The sequence below is a fragment of the Burkholderia sp. AU39826 genome (assembly GCF_020419965.1).
GTDB lineage: Bacteria > Pseudomonadota > Gammaproteobacteria > Burkholderiales > Burkholderiaceae > Burkholderia > Burkholderia semiarida.
Genome location: NZ_JAIZQG010000019.1, coordinates 38106 through 62286 on the forward strand (window position 1 = coordinate 38106; position 24181 = coordinate 62286).

The following is a 24181-nucleotide window of genomic DNA, read 5'->3' on the forward strand; positions in this document are numbered from 1 at the left end:
CGCCGCACGCCTGTAGGCAAAACCGTTACGAAATACCCAGTTGCTGGGCGGTGGCGTCGACGGCCTTCTTCGCCTTCGACACGAGCTGGTCGATTTCCTGGCGCGAGATCACGAGCGGCGGCGACAGCAGCATCCGGTCGCCGGTCGCGCGCATGATCAGGTTGCCGTTGAAGCAGAAGTCGCGGCAGATCGTGCCGACGTCGCCGCCGTTCGCGAAGCGGCGGCGTTCGGCCGGCGCTTCGGCCAGTTGCAGGCTCGCGACCATCCCGTGGCCGTGCACTTCGCCGACGATCGGATGACGTGCGAAGGTTTCGCGCATCAGCGCCTGGAAGTAGGGGCCCGTGTCGGTCTTCACGCGCTCGACGATCCCTTCGTCGCGCAGCAGCTTCAGGTTCGCGACCGCGACGGCCGCCGCCACCGGGTGGCCCGAATACGTGAGGCCGTGGTTGAATTCGCCGTTGTCGATGATCGGTCGCGCGACGCGCTCGTGTATGCCCACCGCGCCCATCGGTACATAGCCCGACGTCAGGCCCTTCGCCATCGTGATCAGGTCCGGCTCGAAGCCGAAGTGCTGATGCGCGAACCATTCGCCGGTGCGTCCGAACCCGCCGATCACCTCGTCGGCCACCAGCAGGATGTCGTACTTGCGGCAGATCCGCTGGATTTCCGGCCAGTACGTCGACGGCGGGAAGATCACGCCGCCCGCGCCCTGGAACGGCTCACCGATGAACGCGGCGACGTTCTCCGCGCCGAGTTCGAGGATCTTCGCCTCGAGCTGCTGCGCACGCCCGAGGCCGAACGCTTCGGGCGTCTCGCCCGGCTGCGCTTCGCCGAAGAAATACGGCTGGTCGATATGCACGATGTGCTCGACCTTCGACGGCATCTGCTCGTGCATGTAGCCCATCCCGCCGAGCGTGCCGCCCGCGATCGTCGAGCCGTGATAGCCGTTCCTGCGCGAGATCACGTATTTCTTCTGCGGCTTGCCCTGCACGCGCCAGTACTGGTGCACGAGGCGCAGCACGGTGTCGTTGCCTTCCGAGCCGCTGTTGCAGTAGAAGAAGTGGTTGAAGCCGGCCGGCGTCACTTCCGCGAGCATCGCGGAAAGCTCGATGATCGGCGGGTGCGTGGTCTTGAAGAACGTGTTGTAGAACGGCAGTTCCTGGATCTGGCGATACGCGGCGTCGGCGAGTTCCTTGCGGCCGTAGCCGACGTTCACGCACCAGAGGCCGGCCATCCCGTCGATGATCTTGTTGCCGTCCGAATCCCACAGATAAACGCCGTCGGCCTTCACGATCACGCGGCTGCCGGCGCGGTTGAGCGCGCCCATGTCCGAGAACGGGTGGATGTGGTGCGCGGCGTCGAGCGCGCGGTATTCGGCGGTCGAGCGCGCCTGCGTCGCGCGCGGCGCGGCGGCCGTGGCGCTCGGCGCGGCCGGCTGGATCCAGGCAGATTCGTTGCGGTAAGTCATGTTTCCTCCGTGATTCCGTATGCGGTTGGCACGCTTACACGTGCAGCAGCAGATGGCGGCGTTCCCACGAGCTGATCACGCGGAAGAACGCTTCGTATTCGGTTTCCTTCAGCGCGAAATACGCCTTCAGGAACTTGGGCCCGAGGATCTCGCCGAGCGGCTCGCACGCGGCCATCAGCGTCAGCCCTTCCTCGAGATTGCGCGGCAACTGGTACGGCAGGCTGTAGCCGTCGCTCACCAGCGGCTCGGTCGGCTCCAGGCGCTGCGTCATGCCGAGGTAGCCGGCCGCCAGCGTCGCGGCGAGCGCGAGGTACGGGTTGCAGTCCACGCCCGGGATGCGGTTTTCGATGCGGCGCGCGGCCGGGCCCGAATGCGGAATGCGGAACCCCACGGTGCGGTTGTCGTAGCCCCACTGCACGTTGATCGGCGCGGCCATGAAGCGCGACAGGCGGCGGTACGAGTTGATGTACGGCGCGAAGATCGGCATCAGCGCCGGCGTGTACTTCTGCAGCCCCGCGAGGTAGTTGTAGAACATCGACGTCGCGCCGCCCGTCTCCTGCGACGTGAACAGGTTCTGGCCCGTTTCCTCGTCGACGATGCTCTGGTGCACGTGCATCGCCGAGCCCGGTTCGTCTTCCATCGGCTTGGCCATGAACGTCGCGTACATGTTGTGACGCAGCGCGGCCTCGCGCACCGTGCGCTTGAACAGGAACACCTGGTCGGCGAGCGACAGCGCGTCGCCGTGCATGAAGTTGATCTCCATCTGCGCGGCGCCGACTTCGTGGATCAGCGTGTCGATGTCGAGGTTCTGTGCTTCGCAGTACTCGTAGATGTCCTCGAACAGCGGGTCGAACTCGTTGACGGCCTCGATCGAATACGACTGGCGGCCCGTTTCCGGGCGGCCCGTGCGGCCGACCGGCGGGCGCAGCGGCAGGTCGGGGTCCTTGTTCATGTCGACCAGGTAGAACTCCAGCTCGGGTGCGACGACGGGCTTCCAGCCCTTCGCCTTGTACAGGTCGAGCACGCGGCGCAGCACGTAGCGCGGCGAGATCTCGACCGGCGAGCCGTCGAAATGCACGCAGTCGTGGATCACCTGCGCGGTCGGGTCGACGGCCCACGGGATCAGGCGGATCGTCGACGTGTCGGGCACGCACACCATGTCGGGGTCGGTCACGCCGGTGAGCGATCCGTCTTCCGGATAGTCGCCGGTGACGGTCTGCACCATCACGGCCTGCGGCAGGCGCATCGATTCGCCGGACGTGAACTTGTTGCGCGGCGTGATCTTGCCGCGCGCGATGCCGGCCATGTCGGGAATGATCGCTTCGATCTCGGTGATCCGGTGCTGCTTCAGAAAGCCTTCGATGTCTTGCATGTCTGTTCTCGTTGTCTGGTGGGCGCGCTCAGGCGAGCGCGGCGGCGGCCGTGGCCCGCGTGCGGGCGGCGCGGCGGGCGCGGCAGGCATCGCCGAACGCGCGGAAGATCGCGCTCGACAGCGGGTTCTGCGCGTGCCGCCATTCCGGATGCCACTGCACGGCGAGCGCGAACGCCGGCGCGTCGGCGACGCTCACGGCCTCGATCAGGCCGTCCGGTGCGACGGCCTCGATCGCGAGGCCCGCGCCGAGCCGCGCGATGCCCTGCTTGTGCAGCGAGTTCACGTGCACTTCGTCGCGGCCGCCGGCGAGCGCATGCAGCTTGCCGCCGGGCGTCAGGCACACGACGTGCGCGGGGCCGTATTGCGTGTCCAGCGGCGCGTCGTCGTCCTCGCGGTGATCGGCGAGGCCGGGCACGTCGTGCACGTGCTGGTGCAGCGTGCCGCCGAAGACGACGTTCAGCTCCTGGAAGCCGCGGCATACGGCGAGCACGGGCACGCCCGCGACGATGGCCGCACGCAGCAGCGGCAGCGTCGTCGCGTCGCGCGCCGGGTCGTGCTTCGTGCCCGGCGCACTCGGTTCGCCGCCATACAGATGCGGCTCGACGTTCGAGTAGCTGCCGGTAAACAGCAGCCCGTCGACCGCGTCGAGCACGTCGTCGGTCGACTGGCGCTCGCCGAGGGCCGGCAGCACCATCGCGAGCGCCTGCGCGCCGTCGACGATCGCGGCGACGTACTTGTCGCCGACCGTATGCGACGCGTGGGCGCCGATCTGGCTGAGGTCGGCGGTGATGCCGACGAGAGGTTTCCTTTCCATGACGTCAATCAGTAATCCGTAGGGACGTGACGTGCATCGAGCCGAATGCGGAAAAACGCGGGCGCGACACGACCCCGCAGCCGGGCGCGAGGCGCACGGCCGCTGGTGAATGGGCGCAACGGGATGGCGTGGCGATCCGCGCTGCGCGCGACGGTCAGGCCGTCGTTCGGTTCATCGCGATGCGCGACGCGGCAACGCATGCGCGCACGCGTTCCGTCACCGCATGGACGATGCGGTTGGAGAATCGGCGGACGAAACGAACGGCGTAAAGAAAGGAGAGGCGCTACGGCAGCAGCGACGCCACTTCGTCGGTATCGACGGCGACGAATGCGCGTGCGGAAACGGCGTTGTGGCGCCGAACGGAACGACGGGACAGGATGGTGTAGATCGACAGGTGAAGCAGGCGAGGACTATGCCAGCCGCAACTGCCGTCGGAAGCGGGACCGGCGCTGCGCAAACTTCGCACATCGCCTCGATCCCACCTCACCAGAGGGCCACGGACTCTCACGATTACACTCGACTGGTTTGTTGAAAGTATTGAACACCTGATCGTTTCGACGCGCGGGGCGTTTAAAATAATCGAGGCGCCGGCCCTGCGTCATTCAACATTGACGGGCATCGATTGCTGCATTGCGATGCCGCTTTGACGCTGACCTGAGAGCCAGCATATACGAGCCAATAACGGCGTCAAATGTTTTTTAATGGTCCTGCATCAGGGCTTTCCCGAGCAGTACGAATAAAAGATTCATAAAGGGAATAGTGGGCGCGCCGTCCATTATTTCGAACGCCTTTCAGGGTTTTCCCCGCTGATGTGCGTCATAAAGTGATTAGAATATTCAACGGCTGTCCCATGCGTCGTTTCACTTTGCCATCGCACTTATCGTGTCCGAAACCGAACCGATGTCCACCGAAGTCGCCGAGCGCCTGCGTTTCGTGCGCAACAAGCATGGCCTGTCGCAGCGCGAACTCGCGAAACGCGCCGGCGTCACCAACGGCACGATCTCGCTGATCGAACAGGGGCGCGTGAGCCCGTCGGTCGGCTCGCTGAAGAAACTGCTCGAATGCATTCCGATGAGTCTCGCCGAGTTCTTCACGTTCGAACTCGTCGAATCGCGCGCGATCGTGTCGCGTCGCGACGAGATGCCGAACCTCGGCAACGAGTCGCTCGCGTTTCAGCTCGTCGGCGCGAACGTGAAGGACCGCAACATGTGCATCCTGCGCGAAACCTATCAGCCGCTGGCCGACACGGGCCCCGAGATGCTGGTGCACGCGGGGCACGAGGGCGGCGTCGTCGTGTCGGGCCGGCTCGAGCTGACCGTCGACGGCGCGACGTGGCTGCTCGACCCCGGAGACGGCTACTACTTCGAAAGCCGTTTGCCGCATCGTTTTCGCAATCCCAGCGCGGAACTGATCTGCGAGGTCGTCTCGGCCAATTCGCCGGCGACCTTCTGACCGCGCGTCACCGCATTCGCTGCAGGCCGGCCGCGTGCCACGCGCGCGGCGTGCCGCATCGCGAATGCCACAACATTGAGGTATCCCGATGAACAAGTTGACTTTGGCTGACTGGCAACGCAAGGCGGCGTCGCTCGAGATCGAAGGGCGCGCATTCATCGATGGCGCGCCGCGCGACGCGCACGGCGGCAGGACCTTCGACTGCGTGAGCCCGATCGACGGCCGCGTGCTGGCGAAGGTCGCCGACTGCGGCGAAGCGGACGTGAACGCCGCCGTCGCGGCCGCGCGCCGCGCTTTCGATGCGGGCGTGTGGGCCGGCCTGAACCCGCGCGAGCGCAAGGCCGTGCTGCTGCGCTGGGCCGCGCTGATGCGCGCGCATCTCGACGAGCTGTCGCTGCTCGAGACGCTCGACGCGGGCAAGCCGATCGGCGACACGACGACGGTCGACGTGCCGGGCGCCGCGTACTGCGTCGAATGGTTCGCCGAGGCGATCGACAAGGTCGGCGGCGAGGTCGCGCCGGCCGATCACCATCTCGTCGGCCTCGTCACGCGCGAGCCGGTCGGCGTGGTGGCCGCCGTCGTGCCGTGGAATTTCCCGATCCTGATGGCCGCATGGAAATTCGGCCCCGCGCTCGCGGCCGGCAACAGCGTCGTGCTGAAGCCGTCGGAGAAATCGCCGCTGACCGCGATCCGCGTCGCGCAGCTCGCGTTCGAGGCCGGCATGCCGGCCGGCGTGTTCAACGTGGTGCCGGGCGCGGGCGAGCCGGGCAAGCTGCTCGCGCTGCATCGCGACGTCGACTGCATCGCGTTCACGGGCTCGACGGCGGTCGGCAAGCTGATCATGCAGTATGCGGCGCAGTCGAACCTGAAGCGCGCGTGGCTGGAGCTCGGCGGCAAGTCGCCGAACATCGTGCTGCCCGACTGCCCCGATCTCGACCGCGCGGCGCAGACGGCGGCCGGCGCGATCTTCTACAACATGGGCGAGATGTGCACGGCGGGCTCCCGGCTGCTCGTGCATCGCGACATCAAGGATGCGTTCATCGAGAAGCTCGTCGCGGCCGCGCGCGCGTACGTGCCGGGCAATCCGCTCGATCCGTCGGTGTCGATGGGCGCGATCGTCGACGGCATCCAGCTCGAGCGCGTGCTCGGTTACATCGAGGCGGGGCGCGGCGAAGGCCGGCTCGTTACCGGCGGCGCACGCGTGCATGCGGAAACGGGCGGCTTCTACGTCGAGCCGACGGTGTTCGAGGTGAAGCCCGATGCGAAGATCGCGCGCGAGGAAATCTTCGGGCCCGTGCTGTCGGTGATCGTGTTCGACGACGTCGACGAGGCCGTCAGGATCGCGAACGACACCGAGTACGGGCTGGCCGCGGCCGTATGGACGTCGAACCTGACGACCGCGCACGACGTGTCGCGCCGGCTGCGCGCGGGCACCGTGTGGGTGAACTGCTATGACGAGGGCGGCGACATGAACTTCCCGTTCGGCGGCTACAAGCAGTCGGGCAACGGCCGCGACAAGTCGCTGCATGCGCTCGAGAAGTACACCGAACTGAAGTCGACGCTGATCCGGCTGCGCTGACCCATGGCCGGCTGCCGGCGCCTCGCCGTTCGGCGGTGCGCCGGCGATCGCGAGCGCGTTACGCGCTGCGCAGCGCGGGATGGAAGCCGGCGGCTTCGATGATCGACCGCACGCGTTCGGCGCCTTGCGCCGACTCGACCTTGACGATCTTCGCCGCGACGTCGATGTCGAGCTTCGCGGCGGGATCGGCGGCCGTCACCGCGCGCGTGATCGCGTTGGCGCAACCGCCGCAGGTCATGTCCTGGACTTCGAATTCCATCGTGTGTTCTCCGGGTTGGTGGTTGACGGATACGTTCAGCATGAAGCTTGCCATGGTGGGAAGGTCAAGTGCGCCGCATACGGCGGTGGGCATCGCATCAGCCATTTGTAATGCTGAGGTCTGACGAATGGGCATTCGCATGCGGGCGTCAGTCCGAATCTTTCCCGATTGACGGCCGCGCATTGCCGGCAAAACCCGGCAAAGCCTTGCGCGGCAACGCGCGCGTCGCGTCGACGGCGCGCGATCTCCATGCCGCGAGTAAGGGTACTTCGGGGTGAAAATGCGAATCGATCTTAGTATCGATTCCCTTCCATATTTCAAACCATTACGCACATGACCCGTTTCGCTATCGGTTTCGCATTGGCCCTGCTGGGCGCGTCGGCCACGTCCGCCTTCGCTGCCGACGACGTCGTCAACCTCACGCTGAAGGACCACAAGTTTTCGCCGGACGGCGTGACGATTCCTGCCGGCAAGAAGGTGAAATTCGTCGTGAAGAACCTCGACGCGACGCCCGCCGAATTCGAGAGCGACGACTTCAAGGCGGAGAAGGTCGTGCCGGCCGGCAAGTCGGTCGAGATCCTCGTCGGGCCGCTGAAGGCCGGGACCTACGAGTTCCACGACGAGTATCACGAAGCGCAGTCGAAGACGCACCTGACCGTCAAGTAAGCCGATACCGACATGCTGTCCACTGCCCTGATCGTCTTTCGTGAAGTGCTCGAGGCCGCGCTGGTGGTCTCGATCGTGATGGCCGCCACGAAGGGCGTGCCGCGGCGCGGCTGGTGGGTGGGCGGCGGGCTGGTCGGCGGCGTGGTCGGCGCCGGCCTGATCGCGGCGTTCGCCGACGTGATCTCGCAATGGGCGTCCGGCATGGGGCAGGAGGTCTTCAACGCGGGCGTGATGTTCGTCGCGACGCTGATGCTCGCGTGGCACTGCATCTGGATGAGCCGGCACGGCCGCGAAATGGCGCTGCACATGGGCGAGGTCGGCCGGGCGGTCGCGGCCGGCCGCCGGCCGCTGACCGGGCTCGCGATCGTGGTCGGCGTCGCGGTGCTGCGCGAGGGTTCCGAGGCCGTGCTGTTCCTGTACGGGATCGCGGCGGGAGACCCGGGGCAGACGCCGCAGATGATCGCGGGCGGGCTGCTCGGCGTGCTCGGCGGCGCGGGCCTCGGCTATGCGATGTATGCGGGCCTGCTGCAGATTCCGCTCAAGCGCCTGTTCTCCGTCACCAACGGGTTGATCGTGTTGCTGGCGGCGGGCATGGCAAGCCAGTGCGTCGGCTTCCTGCTGGCCGCGGGCCTCGTGCCGTCGTGGGGCGATGCGGTGTGGGACACGTCGTGGCTGCTCAAGGAATCGAGCATCGTCGGCAAGGCGCTGCATACGCTCGTCGGCTATACCGCGCGCCCGGCGGGTATCCAGATCGCCGTGTACGTCGCGACGCTGGTGGCGATCGTCGTGCTGGCACGGCTCGTCGGCCGGCCGCGGGAGACGGTGAGGCCGCCGCACGCCGCGGCGTGAGTCGAGGGGTTCGAATGAAAGAAGGGGCGTCGCGGACGCCCCTTCTTCATTTGCGGTGCGCGCCGCACCTGCGCGGCCTCATCGGTGACGGCCGTGGATGCGCGCTTGCGTTCGGTCAGCTGTGGTTGTCGATCCACGCGCGCGCCCATTCGAGCCCTGCATCGCGCGCGTCGTCTTCGGTGTCGAACACGCCGAGCACGCCCGACGCCTCGACCAGCCGGTTGTTCTGCGTGATCGTGCCGCTCGCCGCGAAGCGCTCGGGCTGCATGATCTCGTCCTGCTGCAGGATCGCGTGGCCCCAGATCTGGTAGCCGTGGTAGGTCTGCGCTTCCATTATCGAGTCACCTCCGCGGAGCGGCCGTGCGTGCCGACCTGCAGCACGTTGCCGTCCGGCGTGTATTGACGCGGGATGTCGGAGAACGTGAGCGCATGCGTCGCGTCCGGTGCGCCCGGCTGCATCACCGTGAGATGCCCCGGCGCGGGTTGCGCCACGGGGCGCGGGGCGGCCGGCGTGTCGGTCGCGGTGGCGGCCGGGCGGTGCGGGCCGGCTTTCACGGCCTGCGCGACGCGGCGCTTGTGCGGTTTCGCGGCGGCTTTCGGCGTCGCGCTCGCGTGCTTCTCCGCGCTCTTGCCGGTACGCGCGTCGGCGCCCGGGCGCGCAGCCGGCGTGCGAGCCGCGGGTTGCCGCGCCTCGGGCGGGTTCCAGACCTCGACATAGTGCTCGGCGGCCCAGCTCGTCGACGCGAACGTCAGCGCCAGCAATCCGCATCCAAACAGTCTTACCATTGTCTCTCCGTCATATTCGTTGCGGCGCGCGTGCGGCCGGGCCGTGCATGGGCAGTCGGGGAAGCCGGCTCAGGAGAACACCTCGAGCCCGTGTTTTTCGACGATCTGGAGCATGCGCGCGGCGATGCCGCTCGGCCGCTTGTCGCCCTGTTCCCATTGGCGGATCGTCGATGTCGTCGTGTTCAGGTAGAGCGCGAACACGCTCTGGCTGACGTTGACCGACTTGCGGATGCGGGCGATCGCTTCCGGATCGAATTGCGGCGCGGCTTCGATGCAGAGATCGTCGTATTCGCGCATCGTCTTCTTGTCGAGCAGGTTGGCGCGATAAAGCCCCGACGCGGCGCTGTGGATCGCCTCCGTTGCGTCGCTCTTGAATCGACCCTTGGCCATTGCAAATCTCCACAAGCGCTTTCAGTGCGACCGGCGTCGCGATGTCGCTGTCGGTGTGTCGACCTACGTCCGCGGCGAGCTTTCCGAGGCGCTTCTTCCAGACGTTGCCGCCGGGATCGGCGCCCTGGCCGCGGGCCAGTTCCCGCACCGCGCGGCAGAGCTCGCCACCGGCGATTCCCGCTTTCCCGGCTGCCTGGTGAAACCACTTCGTCTTGAACACGCGTCGTACGGAAGCAGGCATGTCGAGCCGGTCGAGTAAGCACAGGATTATATACCACTACGTGGTACATATTTCGACCTGGCCGAATGGCCGGTCTTGCGCGCGCACGCGGCGGGGACGGCCCGGCGAGGGGCCATCCCGTCGCGCGGCATTACTCCACCGTCACCGATTTCGCGAGGTTGCGCGGCTTGTCGACGTCGGTGCCGCGCGCGCACGCGGTGTGATACGCGAGCAGTTGCAGCGGCACGACGTGCAGGATCGGCGACAACTGGCCGTAGTGTTCCGGCATCCGGATCACGTGCAGGCCGTCGTCGTTGACGATTTGCGTGTCGGCATCCGCGAACACGTACAGCTCGCCGCCGCGCGCGCGCACTTCCTGCATGTTCGACTTGAGCTTCTCGAGCAGCGTGTCGTTCGGCGCGACCGTCACCACCGGCATCGCTTCGGTGACGAGCGCGAGCGGCCCGTGCTTCAGCTCGCCGGCCGGATAGGCTTCGGCGTGGATGTACGAGATTTCCTTCAGCTTCAGCGCGCCTTCGAGCGCGATCGGGTAGTGCAACCCGCGGCCGAGGAACAGCGCGTTTTCCTTGCGCGTGAATTCCTCCGACCACGCGATGATCTGCGGCTCGAGCGCGAGCACGCTGTTCAGCGCGGCCGGCAGGTGGCGCAGCTCCTTCACGAATTGCGCTTCCTGCGCGGCGTCCACGTGCCCGCGCAGCTTGCCGAGCGTCGCGGCCAGCACGAACAGCGCGACGAGCTGCGTCGTGAACGCCTTCGTCGACGCGACGCCGATCTCGGTGCCCGCGTGCGTCAGGAACTGCATCTCGGTCAGGCGCACCATCGCGCTCGTCGCGACGTTGCACACCGCGAGCGTATGCGTATGGCCGAGCGACTGCGCATGCTTGAGCGCGGCGAGCGTATCGGCCGTCTCGCCCGATTGCGAGATCACGAGCACGAGCTGGCGCGGGTTCGGCACCGACTCGCGGTAGCGGTATTCGCTGGCGATCTCGACCTGGGTCGGGATCTTCGCGATCGATTCGAGCCAGTACTTCGCGGTGAGGCCCGAGTAGTAGCTCGTGCCGCACGCGAGGATCAGCAGGCTGTCGATCTCGGCGAACGCGGCGGGCGCGGCATCGCCGAACAGCGTCGCGTCGAAGGCTTCCGTCTGCGGCACGGTGTCGCCGATCGCGCGCGGCTGCTCGAAGATTTCCTTCTGCATGAAATGGCGATAGGGCCCGAGCTCGACCGCGCCGCCGTACGCGCTGACCACGCGGATCTCGCGCTGCACGGTGGCGCCGTGGCGATCGACGATCGTCACGCCGTCGAGCGACAGCTCGCACACGTCGCCTTCCTCGAGGAACGTGAAGCGGTCGGTGCTGCCCGCGAGCGCGAGCGCGTCGGACGCGAGGAAGTTCTCGCCGTCGCCGTGACCGACGACGAGCGGCGAACCCTGGCGCGCGCCGACGACGGTGTGCGGCTGGTCCTTGTGGATCACGGCGATCGCATACGCGCCGTGCAACTGGTGAACGGCTTCGCGCACCGCGTCGAACAGGTTGCCGCGGTACAGGCTGTGCACGAGGTGCGCGATCACTTCGGTGTCGGTCTGCGACACGAATTCGTAGCCCTTCGCGCGCAGCGTTTCGCGCAGCGTCTCGAAGTTCTCGATGATGCCGTTGTGCACGAGCGCGAGTGCGTTCGACGAGAAGATCGGGTGTGCGTTGTGCGTGACGGGCGCGCCGTGCGTGGCCCAGCGCGTGTGCGCGACGCCGGTCGAGCCTTCGAGGTGCGTCTCGCGCACCTGCGCATCGAGATCGGCGACGCGCGCGACGCTGCGCGCGCGCTTCGGTGCGTCGGGCTCGAGCACGGCGACGCCGCACGAGTCGTAGCCACGGTATTCGAGGCGCCGCAATCCTTCGATCAGCACCGGAACGATATTACGCTGCGCAACTGCGCCGACAATGCCGCACATGAATGGTCAGTCCTGTAAGTCGACGCGGGCGCCGCGCGGGCGCCCGCAAAAGGTTCAGCTCTTCTTCTTGACCGGGCGGACGTAGCCGCTCTTCGCGGTCTGCGTCTTCTCGTTCAACGCGAGGACGCCATCGGCGACGTCCTTCCAGATCGTCGTGCCGGCGGCGATCGTCACGCCGCGGCCGACGCGCACGGGCGCGACGAGCTGCGTGTCGGAGCCGACGAACACGTCGTCCTCGATCACGGTGCGGAACTTGTTCGCGCCGTCGTAGTTGCAGGTGATCGTGCCCGCGCCGATGTTCACGCGCGCGCCGATGTCGGCGTCGCCGATGTACGTGAGATGGTTCGCCTTCGAGCCGTGGCCGATCACCGCGTTCTTCACCTCGACGAAGTTGCCGACGTGGGCTTCGTCAGCGAGCTGCGCGCCGGGGCGCAGCCGCGCGTACGGGCCGATCACGGTGTTCGCGCCGAGCGTGGCGCCGTCGATGTGCGTGAACGCGTCGATGCGCGTGCCCGCGCCGATCGATGCGTTGCGGATCACGCAGTTCGCGCCGATCGTCACGTTGTCGGCGAGCGTCACGTTGCCTTCGAACACGCAGTTCACGTCGATCGACACGTCGCGGCCGCAGCGCAGCGTGCCGCGCACATCGACGCGCGCCGGATCGGCGAGCGTGACGCCGTCGGCGAGCAGCGCGTCGGCCACGTTGCGCTGGTGAATGCGTTCGAGCTCCGCGAGCTGCGCCTTGCTATTCACGCCGAGCGTTTCCCATTCGTCGTCGGGCTGCGACGTGACGACCTCGAAGCCGGCCTCGATCGCGAGTTCGACGACGTCGGTCAGGTAGTACTCGCCCTGCGCGTTTTCGTTCTTCAGCGCGCCGAGCCACATCGACAGCTGGGCGGTGGGCGTGACGATGATGCCGGTGTTGATCTCGGCGATCTTCAGCTCGTCCGGCGACGCATCCTTCTGCTCGACGATGCGCGTGACGAAGCCGGCCGCGTCGCGCACGATCCGGCCGTAGCCGGTCGGGTCGTCGAGCGTGACGGTCAGGATCCCGTAGCGGCCGTCGTGCGCGGCATCGACGAGACGGCGCAGCGTCGACGCGCGCGTGAGCGGCACGTCGCCGTACAGCACGAGCGTCGGTTGCGCGGGATCGAGCAGCGGCAGCGCCTGGCGCACCGCGTGGCCGGTGCCGAGCTGTTCGGCCTGCACCGCGAACTGGACGTCGGGCGCGGCGACGGCGGCCTGGACCTGCTCGGCGCCGTGACCGACGACGACGACCAGCCGGGACGGCTGCAGCGTGCGTGCGGTGTCGATGACGTGGGAGAGGAGCGGCCTGCCGGCCAGGGGGTGAAGCACTTTCGGCAGCGCGGAGCGCATGCGCTTGCCGGTGCCTGCCGCCAAAATCACGATATTCATGGCGCCAGCTTGTCAGAGGAGTTCGAAGCCGTCCATTTTAGCATGCGGCCCCTGGCGCTCCGGGCCTGTCGCGGCGGGGCGACGGCGCCGGAAAGGGCGGCCGGCGCCCGGTTCCGGCGGCTGTTCCGCCCCTGCTTACAGGTCGTCGAACTGGACGATCGAGATCGGCCGGGCGGCGCCCGGCGCCGCCGACTCGTCACCCGACGCGCACGGTTCCTCGTCGAACGCGATGTCGCCTTGCGGGTCGGCCTCGCCCGTCGCGCGCAGCGACTGGAACGGATACAGCGTCGTGTCCATCAGGTGCGACGGCACGACCTTCGCGAGCGCGTTGAACATGTTGTCGACGCGGCCCGGGAAGCGCTTGTCCCAGTCGCGGATCAGCGCCTTCATTTCCGCGCGCTTCAGGTTCGGCTGGCTGCCGCACAGGTTGCACGGGATGATCGGGAATTCGCGCAATTCCGCGTATTTCTCGAGATCGGTTTCCTTCACGTACGCGAGCGGGCGGATCACGATGTTCCTGCCGTCGTCCGACTGCAGCTTCGGCGGCATCCCCTTCAGCTTGCCGCCGTAGAACATGTTCAGCAGCAGCGTCTGCACGATGTCGTCGCGGTGATGGCCGAGCGCGATCTTGGTCGCGCCGAGCTCGCCGGCCACGCGGTACAGGATCCCGCGGCGCAGCCGCGAGCACAGCGAGCAGGTCGTCTTGCCTTCCGGCACGAGCCGCTTGACGATGCTGTAGGTGTCCTGGTTCTCGATGTGGAACGGCACGCCGACCTGCGTCAGATATTCGGGCAGCACGTGCTCGGGGAAGCCCGGCTGCTTCTGGTCGAGGTTCACCGCGACGATGTCGAAGTCGATCGGCGCGCGCTCGCGCAGCCGCAGCAGCACGTCGAGCATCGCGTAGCTGTCCTTGCCGCCCGACAGGCACACCATCACCTTGTCGCCGTTCTCGATCATGTTGTAGTCGCCGATCGCCTGGCCGACCTGGCGCACGATCCGCTTGAACAGCTTGTTGTTCTCGTACGCTTCCTTCTGCTCGCGGCGCGTGAGCGCGGGGCGGCCGGCCGACGCGGCGGCGTCGTCCAGCGTGGCGGCGTCGGCCGCCGTGTCGTTCATGTGGGGGGCGTTCATGCGCGCTCCTCGTCCTTGATGCGAAAGACTTCGACGCCGACGGCGTCGCAGTCCGGATAGGCGTCCGGTTTCTCGGTACGGACGCGTACCGCGCGCACGGTGTCGTGCGCCAGCAGGTGCGCGGCGATCGAATCGCACAGCGTTTCCTGCAGGTGGATGTGGCCGCGCGCCAGGCATTGCGCGACGCTCTGCTTCATCAGGTCGTAGTCGACGACTTCGTGCAGCCGGTCGTCGACGGGGGTGGACAGCGCGAGCGGCACGAACAGGTCGATGTTGATGACGACGCGTTGTTCGCCGCGCTTCTCGTGTTCGAAGGCCCCGATGTTGATGTGCACCTCGTAGTCGCGCAGGTAGAGCCTGCGGCAATCCGCGAGGCGGGGGTGCAGGAGAGCGGAAAACATGGTCGTCCCAGTCAAATTGGCGTGCGCGCACGCAAAGCGGCGCGGGCGGCGGCTCTCAGGCCGCGCCCGCGCGGTTCATTCATTCGAGCCGGCGGCCGGCGGCACCAGGTGCTCGCCGCCGTCGACGGTCAGTGTCGCGCCGGTGACGCCGGGCGCGCTCGCGAGATAGCAGGCGGCCGCCGCGATGTCGTCCGCGTGCGGCGCGTGGCCGCGCACCAGCGCCGCGACCCGCACCTTCGGCGCGAGCGCCAGCGCGAGCGCCGACGTCGCGCGGTTCAGTGCGGCCTGCATCAGCGCGTGCGACAGTTGCGCCGGTGCCGGGTGAAACAGGGCCTGATCCAGTACGTGGATCGCGCACGCGCGCAGCGTTTCGTCGTCGCGCGCGTCGTCGGGCGTCGCGTCGGCGAGTGCGCGCGCCACAGCGAGCGGCGCGGTCACGTTGCGTGCGAGTGCAGCGGCGAGCGACGCGCCGTCCACCGTGTGCGCGTCGTCGGCGCCGGCGCTGGCGCTGACGAACACCGCGCACGCGGGCCGGCCGAGCGCTTCGCCGCACGCGGCGACGAGCGCGGCCGCATCGGTTTCCAGGGCCGGATCGGCGTCGAGCACGGCCGCACGGCGGCCGAGTGCCGCGACTTCGGCGACGAGCGCGTCGGCGGCCGCGCGCGGCGCGCCATGGCTGCGCTGCAGCGCGACGTCCCAGCCGCGGCGGGCGAAACCCGTCGCGAGCGCACGGCCGATCGACGCGGCGTCGGCCGCGCTGCCCAGGGCGCCCGTGACGAGCACCACGCGTGGGGTCGACGTATCGGCTGAAACGGTCATTTACAATGCCGGGATGAACCCGAAAGCTCACGAACCCGCTAGTTTACCTGCTCCCGGCCCTGACGCGCTCGCGCAGTCCGAAACCCTCGCCGCGCAACTGCGCGACGAGATCGCGACGGCCGGCGGCTGGCTGTCGTTCGACCGCTTCATGGAGCGCGCGCTGTATGCGCCGGGCCTCGGTTATTACAGCGGCGGCGCGCGCAAGTTCGGGCGCCGCGCCGACGACGGCAGCGACTTCGTGACGGCCCCCGAGCTGTCGCCGCTGTTCGCGCAGACGCTCGCGAATCCTGTCGCCGAAGCACTGGCGGCGAGCGGCACGCACCGCGTGATGGAGTTCGGCGCCGGCACGGGCAAGCTCGCGGCCGGGCTGCTCGCGGCGCTCGACGCGTCGGGCGTCGAACTCGACGAATACCTGATCGTCGACCTGTCCGGCGAGCTGCGCGAACGGCAGCGCGACACGATCGAAGCCGCGGTGCCGGCGCTGGCCGCGAAGGTGCGCTGGCTCGACGCGCTGCCCGAGCTGTTCGACGGCGTCGTGGTCGGCAACGAGGTGCTCGATGCGATGCCGGTGCGCCTCTTCGCGAAGGCGGACGGCGCGTGGCGCGAGCGCGGCGTCGCGCTCGACGCGCGGCACGCGTTCGTGTTCGACGACCGGCCGGTCGGCGCCGCCGGCCTGCCGGCGGTGCTCGCGGCGCTCGACGTCGGCGACGGCTACGTGACCGAAACGCACGAGGCCGCGCTGGCGTTCACGCGCACCGTCTGCACGATGCTCGCGCGCGGCGCGGTGCTGCTGGTCGACTACGGTTTCCCTGCGCACGAGTACTACCACCCGCAGCGCGACCGCGGCACGCTGATGTGCCACTACCGCCACCACGCGCACGACGACCCGTTCGTGTACCCGGGCCTGCAGGACATCACCGCGCACGTCGAATTCACCGGCATCTACGACGCGGGCGTCGCGACCGGCGCCGATCTGCTCGGCTACACGTCGCAGGCGCGCTTCCTGTTGAACGCGGGCATCACCGACGCGCTGGCCGCGATCGATCCGTCCGACGTCCACGCGTTCCTGCCGGCCGCGAACGCGGTGCAGAAGCTGATCTCGGAGGCCGAGATGGGCGAGCTGTTCAAGGTGATCGCGTTTTCGCGCGGGATCGACGGCACGCTCGACGCGTTCGCGCGCGGCGACCGTTCGCACGCGCTCTGACGGGCGCGACACATGTACGTTCCCCATGTAAACGGGCCTCAGGCATGCTGCGCTGGCTATTGACGACGTTCATCGCGGTGATGATCCTCACGCGCTGCTGGCCGTGGCTCGGCAAGCTCGGCATCGGGCGGATGCCGGGCGACGTCACGCTGACGCTCGGCGGGCGGCGCTACCCGTTCCCGTTCATGTCGACGCTGGTGCTGACGATGCTGGTATCGATGGTGGCGCGGCTGCTCTGAATCGAGCGGGACGGCGCGTCGCGGTCGCGCCGCGGCGCGCGCGTGAGGGTGCTGCGCGTCACAGCTCGATTTCGCCGAGGATCCGGTGCGCGAGCGCCTTGGCTTCCTCGAACGCTTCTTCCTCGCTCGAACTCGTCGTGTGGACGTCGTAGCGCATGTTCTCCGTCTCGTCGCCGTCGTCCCGCGCGAGGATCACGTAACCCTGAAACTCGCCGTTGTCCGCGCGGTGCGTATGCGCCTTGGCCGTGTAGATGCCTTTGGTGAACGTGTTCGTGTCCATCGTGCCTCTCCCGCAATAGGACGCTTCATCGTAGCACTGCGGCGCAGCATGGTGAATGCGGTTTATCGGTGACCGATCGGCGGCCGGCCATCGTCCCTTCTTCGCCTCTTCAGCGTGCCTTCACCCTTCAAGCAGCGCGACGACCTCGTCGAGCGTCGGGGCGTGCGCGCCCGTATGCCGGCACGCGGCGGCGCCGGCCGCCACCGCGAACGCGAGATGCTCGCGCCAGCCGCGCCGCGGTGCGGCCATCAGGCTGAACAGCAGGCCGCCGATCGACGCGTCGCCCGCGCCGACGGTGTCGGCCACCTCGACGCGCGGCGGGCTGGCTTCGTGCACGTCGCCGTCCGCATGGAGCGTGGCCGCCTGCGCGCCGCGCGTGACGAGCACGGCCGCCCGCGGGTTCAGCGCGCGCACCGCCGCGATCGCGTCGGGGCCGTCGCCGCCGAACAGGTGCCGCAGGTCTTCGTCGGACACCTTGATCAGGTCGGCGAGGGCGGCCATCTTCTCCAGCGTCGGCCGGTACGCGGCCGTCATCAGGTTCCGCACGTTCGGGTCGAAGCTGATCTTCACGCCGCGCGCATGCAGGTCGGCCGCGAGCGCGGCCAGCGTGCTCGCGAGCGGTTCGCGCACGAGGCTGATGCAGCCGAAATGCGCCCATTTCACGTGATCGGTCCAGCCGGCCGGCAGCCGTGCCGGATCGAACGCGAGATCCGCACTCGCTTCGCCGATGAAGAAGTATGCGGGCGGGCGCGTCTCGTGGACGATCGCGAGCAGCGGCGGCCGCGCGACGCGCTGCAGGAAGCGCAGGTCGAGGCCGGCCGCTTCGCTCGCGCGCCACAGCACGTCGGAGAAGCAGTCTTCGCTGATCGCGCCGGCGAGCGCGCTCGGCACGCCGAGCCGCGCGACCGCGCGCGCGACGTTCCAGCCGGCGCCGCCGGGCACCGACGTCCACTGCGCGTCGCCCGCGCGCACCATGTCGGTCAGGATGTCGCCCGCCGACACGAAAGCCGGAAACGTGCCGCCGCTCATTGCGTCGGCTCGCTGCGTTGCGCGCGGGCGAGGGTCGCGAGCACGTCGTAGCAGGCGCCCATCGTGTGGTAGTCGGTCTTGCCGGCCGGGCTTTTCTCGTCGCTGTACTTGCGGTTGTCGCAGGTGAGGATCCGGTACCACGCGCCGTAGCGGTGATCGACGAAGTGCGCCCAGCTGTAGCGCCAGATCTCGTCGTACCAGTCCCAGAAACGCTCGCTGCCGGTGCGCACGCCGAGCATCGCGGCCGCCGCGAAGGTCTCCGCCTGCACCCAGAAATACTTGTTGTGGTCGCAGATCGTGAAGTCCGGGCCGAAGCCGTAGCAGAGGCCGCCGTGATCGGCGTCCCATGCGTGCGTGAGCGCCGCGTCGAACAGCTCGGTCGCGCGCGGCACGAGCCAGTCGAGCGGGCGGTGCCGCTCGAGGATCAGCAGCAGCTTCGCCCATTCGGTCTGGTGCCCGGGCTGGAAGCCCCACGGGCGGAAGATGTTCGAGCTGTCTTCCTTGTTGTAGTCCCAGTCGACCGACCAGTCCGCGTGGTAGTGCTCCCACACGAGCCCGCCCGACAGCGCGGCCTGGCGCTGCGTGATGTGGGTGGCGAGCTTTTCCGCGCGATCGAGGTACGTGAGGTGGCCGGTCGCCTCGTAGGCGGCGAGCAGCGCTTCCGTCATGTGCATGTTCGCGTTCTGGCCGCGATACGTCGATACGTTCCAGTTCGGCGTCGCGTCGTCCGCATAGAGGCCCGCGGCCGCATCCCAGAAGCGGTGCTCGGCGAGCTCGTAGGTGGCCGCGATCAGCGGGCGCGCTTCGTCGATGCCGGCCATCGTCGCGTGGGCGGCCGCGAGCAGCACGAACGCGAGGCCGTAGCAGTGGCGCGTGCCGTCGAGCGTCGCGCGCTTCGCGCCGTCGCGCCAGTCGAGCTCCCAGTCGTAGCCCTGCAGCGCGTCGTCCCAGTGCGCGTCGCGCAGGAAGCGCAGCCCGTGGCGCGCGTATTCCAGGTGGCGCGGATCGCCGAAATGCCGGTACGCCATCGCGTAGTTGAAGACGAACCGGCAACTGCTGACGAGATGGCGCGACGTGCGGTTGTAGATGCTGCCGTCGTCGCGGAAGTAGTGGTAGAAGCCGCCCGTCGGGTCGAATGCGTTGGCCGCGTAGAAGCGCAGCGTGTCTTCGACGTGCGACAGCAGGAACGACGGATCGCGGAAGCTCGCGACGAACGGTGCGGCTGGCGCGTGGCCGGCCGGCGCGGCGGCGCGGGGTTGGACCGGAGGCATGTTCATGATTCTTGGACCGTGGCGGTATCGAGTGCCGGGGAGCCGGCGGGCTGGCTGCTGGCCCGCACGATCAGCTCGACGGGCAGGGAAATCTCGGTGCGCTCGGGCGCTTCGGCGAGCAGCAGCTCGACGCCGCGGCGGCCCAGCGCTTCCTTGTCGACCGCGAGCGTCGTGAGCGGCGGGCTCGCGTGCGCGGCGGCCGGGATGTCGTCGAAGCCGACGATCGCGATGTCGTCCGGAATCCGCAGCCCGCGCGCGATGCACACGCGCTGCGCGGCCAGCGCGGCCGCGTCGTTGTACGCGAACACGGCTTCGGGCCGCGGGCCCGGCGCGTCGAGCAGTTGCTCCATCGCACGGGCGGCGCCCGTGTCGGGGTCGAGCCCGGCGTCGATCGTCACTTCGTACGCGGGATCGAACAGCCGCCCGGCTTCGAAGAACGCGCGCCGATAGCCGATCGCGCGCTGCGCGATGCTGTAGTGCGCGGCCGAGCCGCCGATGAAGGCGATCCGCGAGCGGCCGGTGGCGAGCAGGTGGCGCATCGCGAGTGCCGCGCCGGTCGCGTTGTCGATGTTGACCGAGCGCAGCCCGGGCGCCCACAGGTCGATCAGCACGAGCGGCCGGCCGGTGGCGGCGAGCGCCTCGATCGTCTCGGGCTCGATGAAGCCGGCGACCGCGATCGCGTCGGGCGCGTGCGGGCGCATCTGGCGCAGCACGTCGTCGTTCGGGCCGACCGTGAGCAGCGTCGGGACGATGCCGCGCTCGCGGCACGCGTCCTCGACGCCGTGCAGCACGTGCGAGAAGAACGGGCTCGCGGGAAAGCGGTTGTGCTGCCGATGCAGCAGGAAGGTGAGCCGGCGGATGCGCGGCCGCAGCTGGGCGGGATCGTAGCCGAGCTGCTGCGCGATCCCGACGATGCGCGCGCGCGTGGCTTCGGACAGGCCGGGCTGGTTTTTCAGCGCGCGGGAGACGGTGCCGATCGAAACCTCAGCCGCCCGCGCCACATCGCGAATGGTCGTACCCATCGTTCGGGGTCCGGTTTGTTTAGGGTGGAGGCGATTGTATAGTAAAACGTATCGCGGAATTCGGGCCGGATAACCGGGGAATACCCGCAAATAACGGATTTTTAAGCGCTAATCTGCGAAAACGCCGTTACTAAAAATACTAAACAAAACGCGAAAAAGGCAAGGTGGGCGTGCGGGTGTCCGGCGGTGCCGACGCAGCGCCGCAAAATGGGCAGTCGGACCGCGCGCCCGTGCGAGCGTGGGGGCGCCGTGGCCGTGACCGTGACCGATGACGATGAGAGCCCGTTGCGCGACAGCCGAACGTTGCAGCGGCCGGGCATCGCCCCCGTCGCACGGTGCACCGGTTTTCCGTGCGTCGCGGGCGACCGTCCCTCGTTCAGCCGGCCGCCACCGCCACGGCCGGCGGTTCGCCGCGATGACGCAGCGCGGCGCGGCCGGCATCGAGATCGACGACCGCGAGCCCGTCCGGCTGCTGCTTGGCCCGCCGCTTCGCGAGCGCGGCGACCGACGCGATCTCGTCGCTGCCGTAGCGTTTCGCGCCGTGCGCGCCGGCCGGCACGCCCACCGCGCCGATCGCCATCGTCACGAAGCCGAAGAACGCCGGGTTGCCGTGGCGGTCCTCGCCATGCAGCCCGCCCGCCTGCCGGTCGGCCTGCGTGTAGAAGAGCCGCGCGCCGTCGTTGAAGCGCGCGATCGCGTCGGCGGCGCGCTCGCGCCAGTCGTCGCGCTGGAACAGCACCAGGAAATCGTCGCCGCCGACATGGCCGAGAAAGTCGCGCTGCGGGTCGCATACGCCGGCCAGCACGGTCGCGGCGAACTTCAGCACTTCGTCGCCTTGCCAGTAGCCGTACTGGTCGTTGAACGGCTTGAACTGGTTCAGGTCGACGTAGCACGCATGAAAGCCGGCGTCGCGCTCGAGCAGGCGGTCGAGGTGCGCGCTGATCGGGATGTTGCCGGGCAGGAACGTCAGCGGATTCGCGTAGCGCGCGGCCTCGATGCGCATCTCGGTCACCGTGCGCACCAGGCTCTCGCCGGTGCCGAGCCCGACATAGCGGCCGTGTTCGGTGATCACGAAGCCGTCCGCGAGATAGCGCTGGTCGTGGCTCGCGAGCAGCAGCGCGAGCTGCTCGAAGGTCGTCGCGTTGTCGATCATCAGCGGCGCATCGTTCGCGAACTGCAGGCACGGCTTCTTCCCGAACACCTCGCGGTGATACGGCAGCGCGAAACGGTCGATGAAGCCGCGGCGATTGACGAGCGCGACGGGCCGCCCGCGCTCGACGAGCGCGACCGCGTGCAGGTCGGGCATCCGGTTGAACAGGTCGAGCACGTCGTTGCTGGTCGCGTCGCGCGGCAGCGCCGGGGCGGGCACGAGCATCTTCCCGGCGATCGTGCCGGCCGGCCGTACCGCGCGCGTCATGCCGGGAAACACCGCGATGTGCGGCGCGCGGATCGCGTCGCGCGCGGCCGGCGCGACCACCCGCGACGGCTGCGCGTTCGGCCGGCCGAGCAGGAAGCCCTGCACGCAGCAGATGCCCATGTCGCGCACGACGATCAGGTCGCATTCGTTCTCGATGCCTTCCGCGATCAGCTTCGCGCCGCTCGCCTGCGCGAAGTGCTGCATCGCCTTCACGGCCTCGAACTTGAGCGGGTCGCGCGCGATGTCGTGGATGAAGAAGCGGTCGATCTTCACGAGGTCCGGGTGCAGGCGCAGCCACAGGTTCATGCTCGCGTTCGCGGTGCCGTAGTCGTCGAGCGCGAACTGGATGCCGGCGTCGCGCAGCGACGCGACCGCCGGCCCGATGTCCGCGAGATCGGGAATCGCGTTCTGCTCGGTGAGCTCGATCACGATGCGTTCGGCGCCGATGTGCGCGCGGCCGAGGAACTGGCATGCGCGCTCGCGTTCGCTGGCGAGCGTGAGGATGGTGCCCGCGCTGAAGTTGAGGAACAGCTTGCCGTCGCAGCCGAGCGCCGCGAACGCGTCGAGGCAGGCGAGCGCGGCCGCCCGTTCGAGCGCGATGGTTTCGCCTTCGCGCGCGGCCTGCGCGAACAGCGCGGCGGGCGGCTCGAGGTCGGTGCCGCGCGGGCCGCGAATCAGCCCTTCGTAACCGACGACCGTCCCCGACCCGAGGTCGACGATCGGCTGGAAAACGGCGGCGAGCGCGCGATCCGCGATCAGGCGCGAGGTGCGGGTGGCGGCGGAACCGGAGTGGGGCGCGGGCATGGGCGAGGGCAGCCGAATCGACGGGACGTCCGGCTTAACGGCATCGCGCGCGGAGAATTGAATGAAGATTTCGTGACATGACCGGCGTTGCCGGTGCCTCGCGTCGGCGCGTGGCCGGAAGGGGCGAGGGACGGAAAACGGGGGGCGATGAGCGGAAAGCGGAAAGCCGCCCGCGGCGCCCATCGCGCCCCCGGACGTGTCAGCGCTTGCCCGCGCTCAGCGCGCCGGACGCGGCCGTCGCGCCGCCCTCGTCGTGCTCGCCGCTCGTGTCGCGCGCGCCCCAGCGCTGCGCGAGCGCCGCGCACGCCATCAGCTGGATCTGGTGAAACAGCATCAGCGGCAGCACGATCGCGCCGACCGCGTTCGCCGAGAAGATCACCTTCGCCATCGGCACGCCGGCCGCGAGGCTCTTCTTCGATCCGCAGAAGATGATCGTGATCTGGTCGGCACGGTTGAAGCCGAGCCGCTTGCTGACGAACGCGGTCAGCAGCAGCGCGATCGCGAGCAGCACGAGGTTGACGACGAGCAGGCCGCCGAGCGCGCGCGGCGGAATCTGGTGCCACAGCCCCTCGTTGACGGCCTCGCTGAACGCGACGTAGACGACCAGCAGGATCGAGCCCTGGTCGACGAAGCGCAGCACGCCGCGATTGCGGTCGATCCAGCCGCCGATCACGGGCCGCAGCAACTGCCCGGCGATGAACGGCACGAGCAGTTGCATCACGATGCTGCCGACGGTGCTCCACGGCGACGCGGCCGCGGCCGATTGCGACGTGATCATCAGCCCGACGAGCGCCGGCGTGACGAAGATCCCGAGCAGGCTCGACGCGGAGGCCGCGCACACGGCGGCCGGCACGTTGCCCTTCGCGATCGACGTGAACGCGATCGACGACTGGACCGTCGACGGCAGCGTGCAGAGGAACAGCACGCCCGCATACAGCGTCGGCGTGACGAGCGGCTGCAGCACGGGTTTCAGCGCGAGGCCGAGCAGCGGGAACAGCGCGAACGTGCTGAGCAGCACGAGCGCGTGCAGCCGCCAGTGCGTCGCGCCCGCGACGACGGCTTCGCGCGACAGTTTGGCGCCATGCAGGAAAAACAGCAGGCCGACGGCGATGTTGGTCGCCCAGTTGAACGCATGGGCGGCCGGGCCGCGGCAGGGCACGAGGCTCGCGAGCACGACGGTGCCGACGAGCGCGAGCGTGAAGTTGTCGGGAAGAAAACGGGGACGGGCCATCGGGAACTCGATTCGGAAACGAGGAAGGCGCGCGTCGCGCGCGCGGATGGCGTTATTGTCCCGGTTGACGATTCACTACACAAATTCATTGTG

25 protein-coding genes and 1 pseudogene are annotated in these 24181 nt (G+C 68.5%); 6 read left to right on the plus strand and 20 right to left on the minus strand.

Going from position 1 to position 24181, the window contains the following annotated elements; translation table 11 throughout:
• Positions 1-25: 25 nt before the first annotated feature.
• The 4 genes from LGM42_RS25600 to LGM42_RS25615 form a co-directional block, all read right to left on the minus strand.
• Positions 26-1468, minus strand: coding sequence for an aspartate aminotransferase family protein (locus tag LGM42_RS25600; protein WP_226233624.1), 1443 nt, complete (start codon positions 1466-1468; stop codon positions 26-28).
• A gap of 34 nt (positions 1469-1502) precedes the next feature.
• Positions 1503-2840 (minus strand): glutamine synthetase family protein, encoded by a 1338-nt coding sequence (locus tag LGM42_RS25605; protein WP_059576368.1) that lies wholly within the window; start codon positions 2838-2840, stop codon positions 1503-1505.
• Positions 2841-2868: 28 nt separating this feature from the next.
• The gene (locus tag LGM42_RS25610; protein WP_226233627.1) at positions 2869-3654 is read right to left on the minus strand and encodes a gamma-glutamyl-gamma-aminobutyrate hydrolase family protein; all 786 of its coding nucleotides are present in this window, start codon (positions 3652-3654) and stop codon (positions 2869-2871) included.
• 283 nt (positions 3655-3937) lie between these two features.
• On the minus strand, positions 3938-4120 hold the full coding sequence (locus LGM42_RS25615) for a hypothetical protein (RefSeq protein ID WP_059576381.1): 183 nt from the start codon (positions 4118-4120) through the stop codon (positions 3938-3940).
• 434 nt (positions 4121-4554) lie between these two features.
• On the opposite strand from LGM42_RS25615, the gene LGM42_RS25620 reads away from it, so the two are divergent.
• Both LGM42_RS25620 and LGM42_RS25625 read left to right on the plus strand, forming a co-directional pair.
• Complete coding sequence (locus tag LGM42_RS25620) at positions 4555-5106, plus strand: cupin domain-containing protein (protein ID WP_059641368.1); 552 nt, start codon at positions 4555-4557, stop codon at positions 5104-5106.
• Positions 5107-5194: 88 nt separating this feature from the next.
• Entirely contained in the window at positions 5195-6685 is a 1491-nt protein-coding gene (locus LGM42_RS25625) for an aldehyde dehydrogenase (RefSeq protein WP_059641229.1), read from the plus strand.
• 58 nt (positions 6686-6743) lie between these two features.
• Here the strand turns inward: LGM42_RS25625 and LGM42_RS25630 are convergent, their stop codons facing one another.
• A complete protein-coding gene (locus LGM42_RS25630; protein ID WP_059576472.1) occupies positions 6744-6944 on the minus strand; it encodes a heavy-metal-associated domain-containing protein in 201 nt (66 codons plus the stop codon).
• Positions 6945-7277: 333 nt separating this feature from the next.
• Between LGM42_RS25630 and LGM42_RS25635 the strand changes: the two genes are divergently transcribed.
• Together LGM42_RS25635 and LGM42_RS25640 are read left to right on the plus strand one after the other, a co-directional pair.
• Positions 7278-7610: a cupredoxin domain-containing protein gene (locus LGM42_RS25635; protein ID WP_006488047.1), complete on the plus strand. Its 333-nt coding sequence runs from the start codon at positions 7278-7280 to the stop codon at positions 7608-7610.
• A 12-nt stretch (positions 7611-7622) separates the two neighbouring features.
• Positions 7623-8459, plus strand: a complete 837-nt coding sequence (locus LGM42_RS25640; RefSeq protein WP_059576386.1) for an FTR1 family iron permease — start codon at positions 7623-7625, stop codon at positions 8457-8459.
• A 115-nt stretch (positions 8460-8574) separates the two neighbouring features.
• On the opposite strand, the gene LGM42_RS25645 is transcribed toward LGM42_RS25640, so the two are convergent.
• The 9 genes and pseudogenes from LGM42_RS25645 to LGM42_RS25685 all read right to left on the minus strand — a co-directional run bounded on the left by LGM42_RS25645 (position 8575) and on the right by LGM42_RS25685 (position 15591).
• A complete protein-coding gene (locus LGM42_RS25645; RefSeq protein WP_006477594.1) occupies positions 8575-8793 on the minus strand; it encodes a hypothetical protein in 219 nt (72 codons plus the stop codon).
• A complete protein-coding gene (locus tag LGM42_RS25650; RefSeq protein ID WP_059576388.1) occupies positions 8793-9245 on the minus strand; it encodes a hypothetical protein in 453 nt (150 codons plus the stop codon). Before LGM42_RS25650 ends, LGM42_RS25645 begins: the two co-directional genes overlap by 1 nt.
• A 69-nt stretch (positions 9246-9314) precedes the next feature.
• Entirely contained in the window at positions 9315-9635 is a 321-nt protein-coding gene (locus LGM42_RS25655) for a helix-turn-helix domain-containing protein (protein ID WP_059576393.1), read from the minus strand.
• Positions 9631-9876, minus strand: a pseudogene (locus LGM42_RS25660) (type II toxin-antitoxin system RelE/ParE family toxin); the annotation flags it as partial. The gene LGM42_RS25655 and the pseudogene LGM42_RS25660, both read right to left, overlap by 5 nt.
• 130 nt (positions 9877-10006) lie before the next feature.
• A complete protein-coding gene (glmS, locus tag LGM42_RS25665) occupies positions 10007-11824 on the minus strand; it encodes a glutamine--fructose-6-phosphate transaminase (isomerizing) (protein ID WP_226233628.1) in 1818 nt (605 codons plus the stop codon).
• A gap of 54 nt (positions 11825-11878) precedes the next feature.
• Positions 11879-13240, minus strand: coding sequence for a bifunctional UDP-N-acetylglucosamine diphosphorylase/glucosamine-1-phosphate N-acetyltransferase GlmU (gene glmU / locus LGM42_RS25670; RefSeq protein ID WP_226233629.1), 1362 nt, complete (start codon positions 13238-13240; stop codon positions 11879-11881).
• Between the two features lie 135 nt (positions 13241-13375).
• Positions 13376-14371 carry a tRNA 2-thiocytidine(32) synthetase TtcA gene (gene ttcA, locus LGM42_RS25675; protein WP_059576403.1) on the minus strand — a complete coding sequence of 332 codons (996 nt, stop codon included), beginning with the start codon at positions 14369-14371 and terminating at the stop codon, positions 13376-13378.
• Positions 14368-14772 (minus strand): dihydroneopterin aldolase, encoded by a 405-nt coding sequence (locus LGM42_RS25680; RefSeq protein WP_059576406.1) that lies wholly within the window; start codon positions 14770-14772, stop codon positions 14368-14370. The genes ttcA and LGM42_RS25680 overlap by 4 nt, the downstream gene beginning before the upstream one ends.
• Before the next feature lie 75 nt (positions 14773-14847).
• On the minus strand, positions 14848-15591 hold the full coding sequence (locus LGM42_RS25685; RefSeq protein ID WP_226233630.1) for an SDR family oxidoreductase: 744 nt from the start codon (positions 15589-15591) through the stop codon (positions 14848-14850).
• A 13-nt stretch (positions 15592-15604) separates the two neighbouring features.
• Here LGM42_RS25685 and LGM42_RS25690 point away from each other — a divergent pair, with 13 nt between their 5' ends.
• The gene (locus LGM42_RS25690; protein ID WP_226233631.1) at positions 15605-16795 is read left to right on the plus strand and encodes a class I SAM-dependent methyltransferase; all 1191 of its coding nucleotides are present in this window, start codon (positions 15605-15607) and stop codon (positions 16793-16795) included.
• A 44-nt stretch (positions 16796-16839) separates the two neighbouring features.
• Positions 16840-17034, plus strand: coding sequence for a DUF2905 domain-containing protein (locus LGM42_RS25695; RefSeq protein ID WP_011546377.1), 195 nt, complete (start codon positions 16840-16842; stop codon positions 17032-17034).
• A gap of 58 nt (positions 17035-17092) precedes the next feature.
• Here the strand turns inward: LGM42_RS25695 and LGM42_RS25700 are convergent, their stop codons facing one another.
• The 6 genes from LGM42_RS25700 to LGM42_RS25725 form a co-directional block, all read right to left on the minus strand.
• Entirely contained in the window at positions 17093-17314 is a 222-nt protein-coding gene (locus LGM42_RS25700; protein ID WP_006484657.1) for a hypothetical protein, read from the minus strand.
• Between the two features lie 120 nt (positions 17315-17434).
• Complete coding sequence (locus tag LGM42_RS25705; protein ID WP_226233632.1) at positions 17435-18343, minus strand: carbohydrate kinase family protein; 909 nt, start codon at positions 18341-18343, stop codon at positions 17435-17437.
• Positions 18340-19620 (minus strand): AGE family epimerase/isomerase, encoded by a 1281-nt coding sequence (locus LGM42_RS25710; RefSeq protein ID WP_060317117.1) that lies wholly within the window; start codon positions 19618-19620, stop codon positions 18340-18342. The genes LGM42_RS25705 and LGM42_RS25710 overlap by 4 nt, the downstream gene beginning before the upstream one ends.
• The gene (locus LGM42_RS25715; protein ID WP_059576424.1) at positions 19617-20636 is read right to left on the minus strand and encodes a LacI family DNA-binding transcriptional regulator; all 1020 of its coding nucleotides are present in this window, start codon (positions 20634-20636) and stop codon (positions 19617-19619) included. The genes LGM42_RS25710 and LGM42_RS25715 overlap by 4 nt, the downstream gene beginning before the upstream one ends.
• A gap of 376 nt (positions 20637-21012) precedes the next feature.
• Complete coding sequence (locus tag LGM42_RS25720) at positions 21013-22857, minus strand: EAL domain-containing protein (RefSeq protein WP_226233637.1); 1845 nt, start codon at positions 22855-22857, stop codon at positions 21013-21015.
• A 199-nt stretch (positions 22858-23056) separates the two neighbouring features.
• Complete coding sequence (locus LGM42_RS25725) at positions 23057-24088, minus strand: bile acid:sodium symporter family protein (protein WP_059641254.1); 1032 nt, start codon at positions 24086-24088, stop codon at positions 23057-23059.
• Between the last annotated feature and the right edge of the window lie 93 nt (positions 24089-24181).

Coding starts and splice junctions, on each gene's coding strand:
- LGM42_RS25695 (WP_011546377.1), top strand. CDS start 16,840: ATGCTGCGCTGGCTATTGACGACGTTCATCGCGGTGATGATCCTCACG.
- LGM42_RS25605 (WP_059576368.1), bottom strand. CDS start 2,840: ATGCAAGACATCGAAGGCTTTCTGAAGCAGCACCGGATCACCGAGATC.
- LGM42_RS25630 (WP_059576472.1), bottom strand. CDS start 6,944: ATGGAATTCGAAGTCCAGGACATGACCTGCGGCGGTTGCGCCAACGCG.
- ttcA (WP_059576403.1), bottom strand. CDS start 14,371: ATGAACGCCCCCCACATGAACGACACGGCGGCCGACGCCGCCACGCTG.
- LGM42_RS25705 (WP_226233632.1), bottom strand. CDS start 18,343: ATGAGCGGCGGCACGTTTCCGGCTTTCGTGTCGGCGGGCGACATCCTG.
- LGM42_RS25635 (WP_006488047.1), top strand. CDS start 7,278: ATGACCCGTTTCGCTATCGGTTTCGCATTGGCCCTGCTGGGCGCGTCG.
- LGM42_RS25610 (WP_226233627.1), bottom strand. CDS start 3,654: ATGGAAAGGAAACCTCTCGTCGGCATCACCGCCGACCTCAGCCAGATC.
- LGM42_RS25640 (WP_059576386.1), top strand. CDS start 7,623: ATGCTGTCCACTGCCCTGATCGTCTTTCGTGAAGTGCTCGAGGCCGCG.
- LGM42_RS25700 (WP_006484657.1), bottom strand. CDS start 17,314: ATGGACACGAACACGTTCACCAAAGGCATCTACACGGCCAAGGCGCAT.
- LGM42_RS25625 (WP_059641229.1), top strand. CDS start 5,195: ATGAACAAGTTGACTTTGGCTGACTGGCAACGCAAGGCGGCGTCGCTC.
- LGM42_RS25655 (WP_059576393.1), bottom strand. CDS start 9,635: ATGGCCAAGGGTCGATTCAAGAGCGACGCAACGGAGGCGATCCACAGC.
- LGM42_RS25600 (WP_226233624.1), bottom strand. CDS start 1,468: ATGACTTACCGCAACGAATCTGCCTGGATCCAGCCGGCCGCGCCGAGC.
- glmS (WP_226233628.1), bottom strand. CDS start 11,824: ATGTGCGGCATTGTCGGCGCAGTTGCGCAGCGTAATATCGTTCCGGTG.
- LGM42_RS25680 (WP_059576406.1), bottom strand. CDS start 14,772: ATGTTTTCCGCTCTCCTGCACCCCCGCCTCGCGGATTGCCGCAGGCTC.
- LGM42_RS25650 (WP_059576388.1), bottom strand. CDS start 9,245: ATGGTAAGACTGTTTGGATGCGGATTGCTGGCGCTGACGTTCGCGTCG.
- LGM42_RS25645 (WP_006477594.1), bottom strand. CDS start 8,793: ATGGAAGCGCAGACCTACCACGGCTACCAGATCTGGGGCCACGCGATC.
- LGM42_RS25720 (WP_226233637.1), bottom strand. CDS start 22,857: ATGCCCGCGCCCCACTCCGGTTCCGCCGCCACCCGCACCTCGCGCCTG.
- LGM42_RS25620 (WP_059641368.1), top strand. CDS start 4,555: ATGTCCACCGAAGTCGCCGAGCGCCTGCGTTTCGTGCGCAACAAGCAT.
- LGM42_RS25710 (WP_060317117.1), bottom strand. CDS start 19,620: ATGAACATGCCTCCGGTCCAACCCCGCGCCGCCGCGCCGGCCGGCCAC.
- glmU (WP_226233629.1), bottom strand. CDS start 13,240: ATGAATATCGTGATTTTGGCGGCAGGCACCGGCAAGCGCATGCGCTCC.
- LGM42_RS25725 (WP_059641254.1), bottom strand. CDS start 24,088: ATGGCCCGTCCCCGTTTTCTTCCCGACAACTTCACGCTCGCGCTCGTC.
- LGM42_RS25690 (WP_226233631.1), top strand. CDS start 15,605: ATGAACCCGAAAGCTCACGAACCCGCTAGTTTACCTGCTCCCGGCCCT.
- LGM42_RS25685 (WP_226233630.1), bottom strand. CDS start 15,591: ATGACCGTTTCAGCCGATACGTCGACCCCACGCGTGGTGCTCGTCACG.
- LGM42_RS25715 (WP_059576424.1), bottom strand. CDS start 20,636: ATGGGTACGACCATTCGCGATGTGGCGCGGGCGGCTGAGGTTTCGATC.